5 protein-coding genes are annotated in these 5,912 nt (G+C 71.8%); 2 read left to right on the plus strand and 3 right to left on the minus strand.

Annotated features, from left to right (window positions below; all coding sequences use genetic code 11):
• Positions 1-283, plus strand: a 283-nt coding sequence (locus H5J26_RS27480) for a YgaP family membrane protein (RefSeq protein WP_181768669.1), incomplete at its 5' end; no start/stop codon positions are given.
• A gap of 55 nt (positions 284-338) precedes the next feature.
• Here the strand turns inward: H5J26_RS27480 and H5J26_RS27485 are convergent.
• The 3 genes from H5J26_RS27485 to H5J26_RS27495 are packed head-to-tail and all read right to left on the minus strand — an operon-like array spanning position 339 to position 4,991.
• Positions 339-1,172: an HAD family hydrolase gene (locus H5J26_RS27485; RefSeq protein WP_181768670.1), complete on the minus strand. Its 834-nt coding sequence runs from the start codon at positions 1,170-1,172 to the stop codon at positions 339-341.
• Entirely contained in the window at positions 1,169-3,775 is a 2,607-nt protein-coding gene (locus tag H5J26_RS27490) for a phosphoribosyltransferase (RefSeq protein WP_181768671.1), read from the minus strand. The genes H5J26_RS27485 and H5J26_RS27490 overlap by 4 nt, the downstream gene beginning before the upstream one ends.
• Before the next feature lie 34 nt (positions 3,776-3,809).
• Positions 3,810-4,991 (minus strand): HpcH/HpaI aldolase/citrate lyase family protein, encoded by a 1,182-nt coding sequence (locus H5J26_RS27495; RefSeq protein WP_181768672.1) that lies wholly within the window; start codon positions 4,989-4,991, stop codon positions 3,810-3,812.
• A gap of 262 nt (positions 4,992-5,253) precedes the next feature.
• Between H5J26_RS27495 and H5J26_RS27500 the strand changes: the two genes are divergently transcribed.
• A partial coding sequence (locus H5J26_RS27500; RefSeq protein ID WP_181768673.1) for a TerD family protein occupies positions 5,254-5,912 on the plus strand: 659 nt, incomplete at its 3' end.

Consider the following 5,912-nt stretch of genomic DNA (forward strand, 5'->3'; position numbering starts at 1 on the left):
TGCCGGCGCTCGGGCCGTGTGGCCGATGGAGCGTCAGGTCCGGCTGGTCGCGGGCTCGCTGGTCGTACTGGGCCTCCTGCTGGACCTGCTCATACCGGGCGCCCGCATCCTCTCGCTGCTGATCGGCGGCGGACTCGTCTTCTCCGCGCTCAGCAACACCTGCGGCATGGCGGCGGTGCTCTCGAAGCTTCCGTACAACCGCAGGCAGCCCGAAGGCACCGGGCTGGAGGCGACGTTGAGCCGGCTCGCGGAGCGTGCGGACCGACCTGCCGAAGCGGGCTGAGGGACGCGCGGGGGGATGACGAACGCGCGGGGCGGCTGAGAGCGCGAGAGGCGCCTCAGCCGGGACCGCTCCCCTCCGCGACCTTCCACATCTCCCGCAGGATCCGCTCCCCGGCCGCCACGCCCCGTTCGGTCAGGGCAGTGATGTGCTCGGACTGCCAGCCGCTGTCGGCGAGTTCGCCGTGGCCGGGGAGCCAGCCGTGACCTGCGGCTAGCAGCATGTCGGCGTCGAGGAGCGAGTCGCCCGCGGCGTAGGTGTGGGTGGCTCCGGTGCGCCGGGCGACCTCGGCGACGGCTGCGCTCTTGGTCAGCGGCCCCGGCACGGCGTAGACCTTGCGCCCCTGAAGCGACACCGTCCAGCCTCGCGTGCCCGCCCACTCCGCCAGCTCCTTGACCCAGGCGTCGGGCATCCGCTCACGGTCGACGACGAGATATGCGAACAGCTCGTCCGCGACCCGCTGCTTGAGCACCCAGTCGCCGTCGGCGGCGGCGCCGCGCAGATGCTCGCGGACCTCGGCGAGCGGGGCGCAGCCCGCCAGGCCGCGGAGCACCTGTGCGTGCCAGCCGGGGTCGGACTCTCCGTCGACCAGCAGGTGGCCGCCGTTGGCGCACACCGCGTAGCGCGCGGGGCCGCCGGGAAGCCTGATGCGCCCGTACTGCTCGCGGGTCCTGGTGGTGGTGGGCACGAAGACGCTGCGAGCGGTCAGCTGCGTCAGCAGCTCGGCCGCGGTCTCGGTCATGTACGACAGCGGCCTGCGCTCGTACGTCTCCACGCACAGCAGTCGCGGAGCCTCCGCGTCCGGCATGGTGAGGCCGAGGGCCGCCGCGGAGTAGATCAGTGTGCGGTCGAGGTCGCTGGCGATGAGAGGAAGCGCCGGAGAAGCCGTCATCCTGCGGCCCTCCCGTCCGCGCCCGTGGCGCCGCGGGTGAAGCGTGGATGGATCAGACCGACGCAGCTGTACGGGAGTTCATCGACCTCTTCGACGGGGACGCCCCGCTGTCCGGCCAGCAGCCGCACGTGGTCCAGGTCGGAGCCCGCGCCCCGCCGCGCGAGCACTCTCCACGGCACCCGGCGCAGCAGAACGCGCGTCGTCTCTCCCACGCCAGGCTTGACGAGGTTCACATCCCCTATGCCGTAGTCCTCGCAGATGCGTTCCACGGCACGCCAGCCCACCCAGGTGGGGGCGCGGTCGGATGCGAGCAGCGCGGTCACGTCCTCGGCGACGGATTCGCGTACGTCGTCGAAACGGGCGGTGACCTTCTCCAGGAAGAGATTGGACACGTCCGCGCCGGCGAGGTCCCGGTAGAACTTGCCGCCGTGGTAGTCATGCGGGCCAACCAGGTCGGAACGGAGCACGGTGCGGGAAATCAGCCCGGAGACGGTGGAGTTGAGGCAGGCGGAGGGGATGAGGAAGTCCTCGCGGGTGCCGTACGTGCGCACGCAGCCGCCGGGGTCCGCCAGCACTGCGAGTTCCGGGTCGAATCCCTCGAACGGGGCGAGCGCGTCCGCGAGTTCACGGGTGATGGCTCCCTTGCCGGTCCAGCCGTCGACGAAGACGACGTCGGCAGGGTCGTGGTGGGCGGCGATCCAGCGCAGTGCGTTGGTGTCGATTCCGCGTCCGCGCACGATGGAGACGGCGTAGTGGGGCAGGTCCAGGCCGTGGGTCTGACGGGCCCAGCGGCGCATCAGTACGCCGACGGGGGTGCCCGCGCGCGCCAGCGACACCAGTACGGGCAGCCCCGGCCCCGAACGCAGCGCCCCCGTGCGGGGGCCGGCCTCTGAGGGCCCGGCGGCCCCGCGTTCCCTGAGGACCGTGTCGGTGACCGTGCCCACTGCCCGGGCGACGCGTGAGGCCGAGACCTCCAGCGCGCTGTGGAAGAGCCGCTCGTACTCCGCGCTCGGCTGGTACTCGACGGGCAGGGACTCCGCGTAGTGCGCGCCGCCGCTCTGGATCGCCTCCTCACGCTCCTCGGTCGGCGCCTCCAGTCGGGTGTCCGACATGTCCTGCAGCAGCCAGCCGACCTCGTCCGGGGCGTACGAGGAGAAGTCCGGGCCGCGCAGTGGCTGCGGCAGCGGGACGTAGGAGGGCAGGACGGCGAGCAGCACCTGGCCGGTGTGCTCCGCGAGTTGGGCGAGCAGCCCGCCGGGGGCGTGCAGTGCGGGGGTGTCGGCGGTCGAGTCGGTCACGAGGATCACGGCGTCGAAGCGGCGGCGCGCGTCGGTGCCGGGCGCGACGTTGTAGGCGTAGCGCGTCTCGGCGGCGGGCTCCCCCGGGCGCTCGCGGGCGGCCTGTTCCTCCGCGCCGTGTTCGTCGTGGGCGGGGAAGGAGATGGCCGTACGGACCGCGTACGCCGGGTCGTCGAGCGCCAGCACGGGCGAGCGGGTGGTGGTGGAGAAGCGCAACTCGGCTTCTCCGTCGAGCCGTTGCTCGAGTGCGACGGCGAGACGCAGCGGCGCGTACATCAACTCCTCGCAGCCGAGCAGGAGTACGCGCGGCGGCGTGGAGCCTTCGGCGCCGGCTGAGTGAGGGCCGGAGCCCCCTGCGAGCGTTCCGGCATCCGAGAGCGCCGAGGCGAGCCGGGAGGCCATCGACGGCAGGGCCGCGTTCAGTCTTTCGCGGTGGGTTGCGGTGAATCCGTGCCGTCCGCCGTCGGGGAGTTCCCGGGGCCAGTCGAGTTCCACCCGCGTGACGGGCCGGTGAGCGGAGGAGCGCGCATCGCCGGACTTGGGCTGCTGCGTCACCGTCCCTGCCGTCCCCACGCCGTGCCGTGCCCCGGCTGCCGCTTCGGCCTCGGCTTCGGCCACGAGGCGCTGTCCGCGCTCCAGCACGTCGTGCGGGAGCGAGACGCGCCCGCCGGCGAGCGCCACCACGTCCACGCGGGCACCGAGTTCCGCGGCGAACTTCTCCAGGGCAGCCGTGTCGTCCGACGACCGCATGTCGGTGAGCGCCACCACCACGTAACGCTCACGCGGGTGGTTGCGGTGCAGCGCCGCGATGGTGTTGCGCACGGTGCGGCCCGTGGAGAACTCGTCGTCGACCAGAACCAACGGCCCCTGCCCGCCGAGCAGTTGAGGGTCCTCGGGGAGCAGCAGATGCGATGTGGCGTGACTGTGCTCCTCCTCGAACCCCCCGACGGCGTCCACTCCCCTCACCGGCCGCCGGGTGGAGTGCAGACACGTGACGCTGCCGATCCCGTCGGCGACGCTGTGGCCGAGCCCGGTGGCCGTCTCCGCGTATCCGAGGACCACGGACCGGTCCGCGAGGTCGTCGCCGAGCAGAGCCCGGACCCGCCGGCCCAGCTCCAGCCCGACGCCGTAGACCGTCTCGGGGCGCTCCGGGATGTGCTTGCCGAGGACCCGTGAAACGAGCAGATGGGCACGCTTCGGGTTGCGGCGCAGCGCGAGCCCCATCAACTCCCGCAGGCCCTCGCCCTTCAGCCGCACGTCCAGACGTTCGGCCACCCACTGACCCGACCACACCACGTCGCTCATCCCGTCGCTCGTCCCTCTCCCGTACGCGTCCGCATCAGGCCGCCGCCCGCGCTCCGGCCGCCAGCACGTCGACGAATCCGACGCCCTCGCGGGCCACCCCGAACAGTTCCGCCCGCAGCATGGTCCGCTCGGCCCAGGCGCGGTGCGGCTTCACCTCGTTCATCTTGTTCGTGTAGGCGGATCGCACCACCCCGCCGCCGCTGCGCTCCGGGCGCAGGATGTCGGTGGCGTCGCTGTACTCCTCCAGGCTCACCACGGACAGGGCGTGCACGGGCAGCACGTGCGAGGGGTGGATGCAGGTCTTCCCCAGGAGCCCGTTCGCCCGGTCCAGTTCGATCTCCCGCAGAAGTCCGTCGATGTCGTGATCGATGATCGCGGTACGGAGCTCCTCCGCGCGCCCGGTGAAGATGCTCTGGCGCAACTGCGGCTTGAACATCCTCTCCTGTGACCGGAAGTACTCCCACACGGGACCCGTGACCGTGTATCCCGTGCCGTCGGCACGCCCCAGCACGTTCACCACGTCTCCGATGACGGAGGCGACGAGCTGCACGTCGTACGCCGTCATCTCGGGCGTGCGGCGCAGCCCGTAGGCAGAGCAGAAGTCGGTGACGCCCAGCCGCAGGGCCAGCACGCGCTCCCGGTACTTGTCGACCGTACGGGCGATCCCGGCGAGCGTCCCCGACCGCGTCTCCATGTGCAGCAGCTCCGGCGACTCCAGGACCGGCATCGCGAACAGCCGCCGCCCCACGGCCCCTTCGGCGGCGGTGAGCGCTTCGAGGAAGGGGATGCCGCGCTCCTCGGTGAACTTCGGCAGCACGAACCCGGACAGCACCCGCACGGCGTCCCCCAGCCGCGCCACCAGATCCGTTATCTGACCGGGCGCCCGGACGCGTACGAACAGCAGCGGCACATCCTGCTGCCGCGGCCCGGACTTCTGCGCGGCGAGCTCCTCCAGCTGCCGGACCAGATTGCTCTCGGCATCGGCGACCTCCCGGTCGTCGATCGAGTCCTCCAGGCACAGCACCATCGACACCACACCGAGCCGGGCCTGCTTGACCACGTCGGCAGCGAGGCCGGGACGTGTGGCGGGGCAGTAGAGGGTGGCCCCCAGCGCTGCGGCGAGCGTCCTGCCCGGTGCGTCCGCCGTGAACTCGGCGGGTTCGTGCTGGAAGAGCCCGCTCCTGACCTCCGGCGCGAGCTGGCCGAAATGACGCATGAGTGCCCCCGTCTCCCCGTCGCGCGGCATTCCGGATGGCCTGCGCGACCGCGTGAATCGTGCCTCTTCCCCGGCCTGATGACCCCGGAGACGCCCCCGGCCCGCTCCACCAGGACAAGGGTCCGTGGCGAGAACCAGCCGCTCATCGTACGTACGGGAGGGTGCCGAAAGTTCCACTCAGGGGTGAAAATCGCGTTACCGCCAGGTACATGCAATGACCCTCGCGTTGTCCCGGAGCCCGCACGGAAGGCAGGATGAGCCCATGACGCACGCCATGGTGAAGGGCTCGAACATTCAGCTGAAGACTGTGGCGGTGCGTGCCGTCCTGTGCTGGCTCCCGGGATCAGGAGTGCCCGACGTCGACGCCTCGGCCCTGTTGCTCGACGACAGCGGGCAGGTGCGCTCCGACGAGGACTTCGTCTTCTACAACCAGCCGCTGCACCCCTCGGGCGTCGTCCGCCACCTCGCCAAGAAGCAGGAGCCGGACGGGCTGCGCGACTCGATCGAGGCGGATCTGCCCGCCCTCGGCTCCCACGTGGACCGTGTGCTGCTGGCCGCGTCCGCGGACGGCGGCACCTTCGCGGACGTACGAAAGCTGCGGCTGCTGCTCTACGGCGCGGACGGCCCCGCCGGCGACGAGGCCTCGGGCGAACCGCTGGCGCAGTTCGACATCGAGCCGGAGACCGGCGCCGAGACGGCGATGATCTGCGGAGAGCTGTACCGGCGCGGGACCGGCTGGAAGTTCCGTGCGCTGGGCCAGGGTTACGACACGGGTCTGGTCGGTCTCGCCACGGAGTACGGCATCACCGTGGACGAATCGGAGGGCCCCCGGGAGGACACCACGTCACCGGCCGCCCACCGGAACGGTGCGATCCCCTCGCCCGCGCGGCCCGCCCCGCCGGAGGACGCGACCATCCCCGC

Source organism: Streptomyces albidus (ex Kaewkla and Franco 2022) (assembly GCF_013870515.1).
Lineage (GTDB): Bacteria > Actinomycetota > Actinomycetes > Streptomycetales > Streptomycetaceae > Streptomyces > Streptomyces albidus.

What these genes read in the sequence shown, in the direction of transcription:
- H5J26_RS27485 (WP_181768670.1), bottom strand. Translation starts at nt 1,172, where the DNA reads ATGACGGCTTCTCCGGCGCTTCCTCTCATCGCCAGCGACCTCGACCGC.
- H5J26_RS27490 (WP_181768671.1), bottom strand. Translation starts at nt 3,775, where the DNA reads ATGAGCGACGTGGTGTGGTCGGGTCAGTGGGTGGCCGAACGTCTGGAC.
- H5J26_RS27495 (WP_181768672.1), bottom strand. Translation starts at nt 4,991, where the DNA reads ATGCGTCATTTCGGCCAGCTCGCGCCGGAGGTCAGGAGCGGGCTCTTC.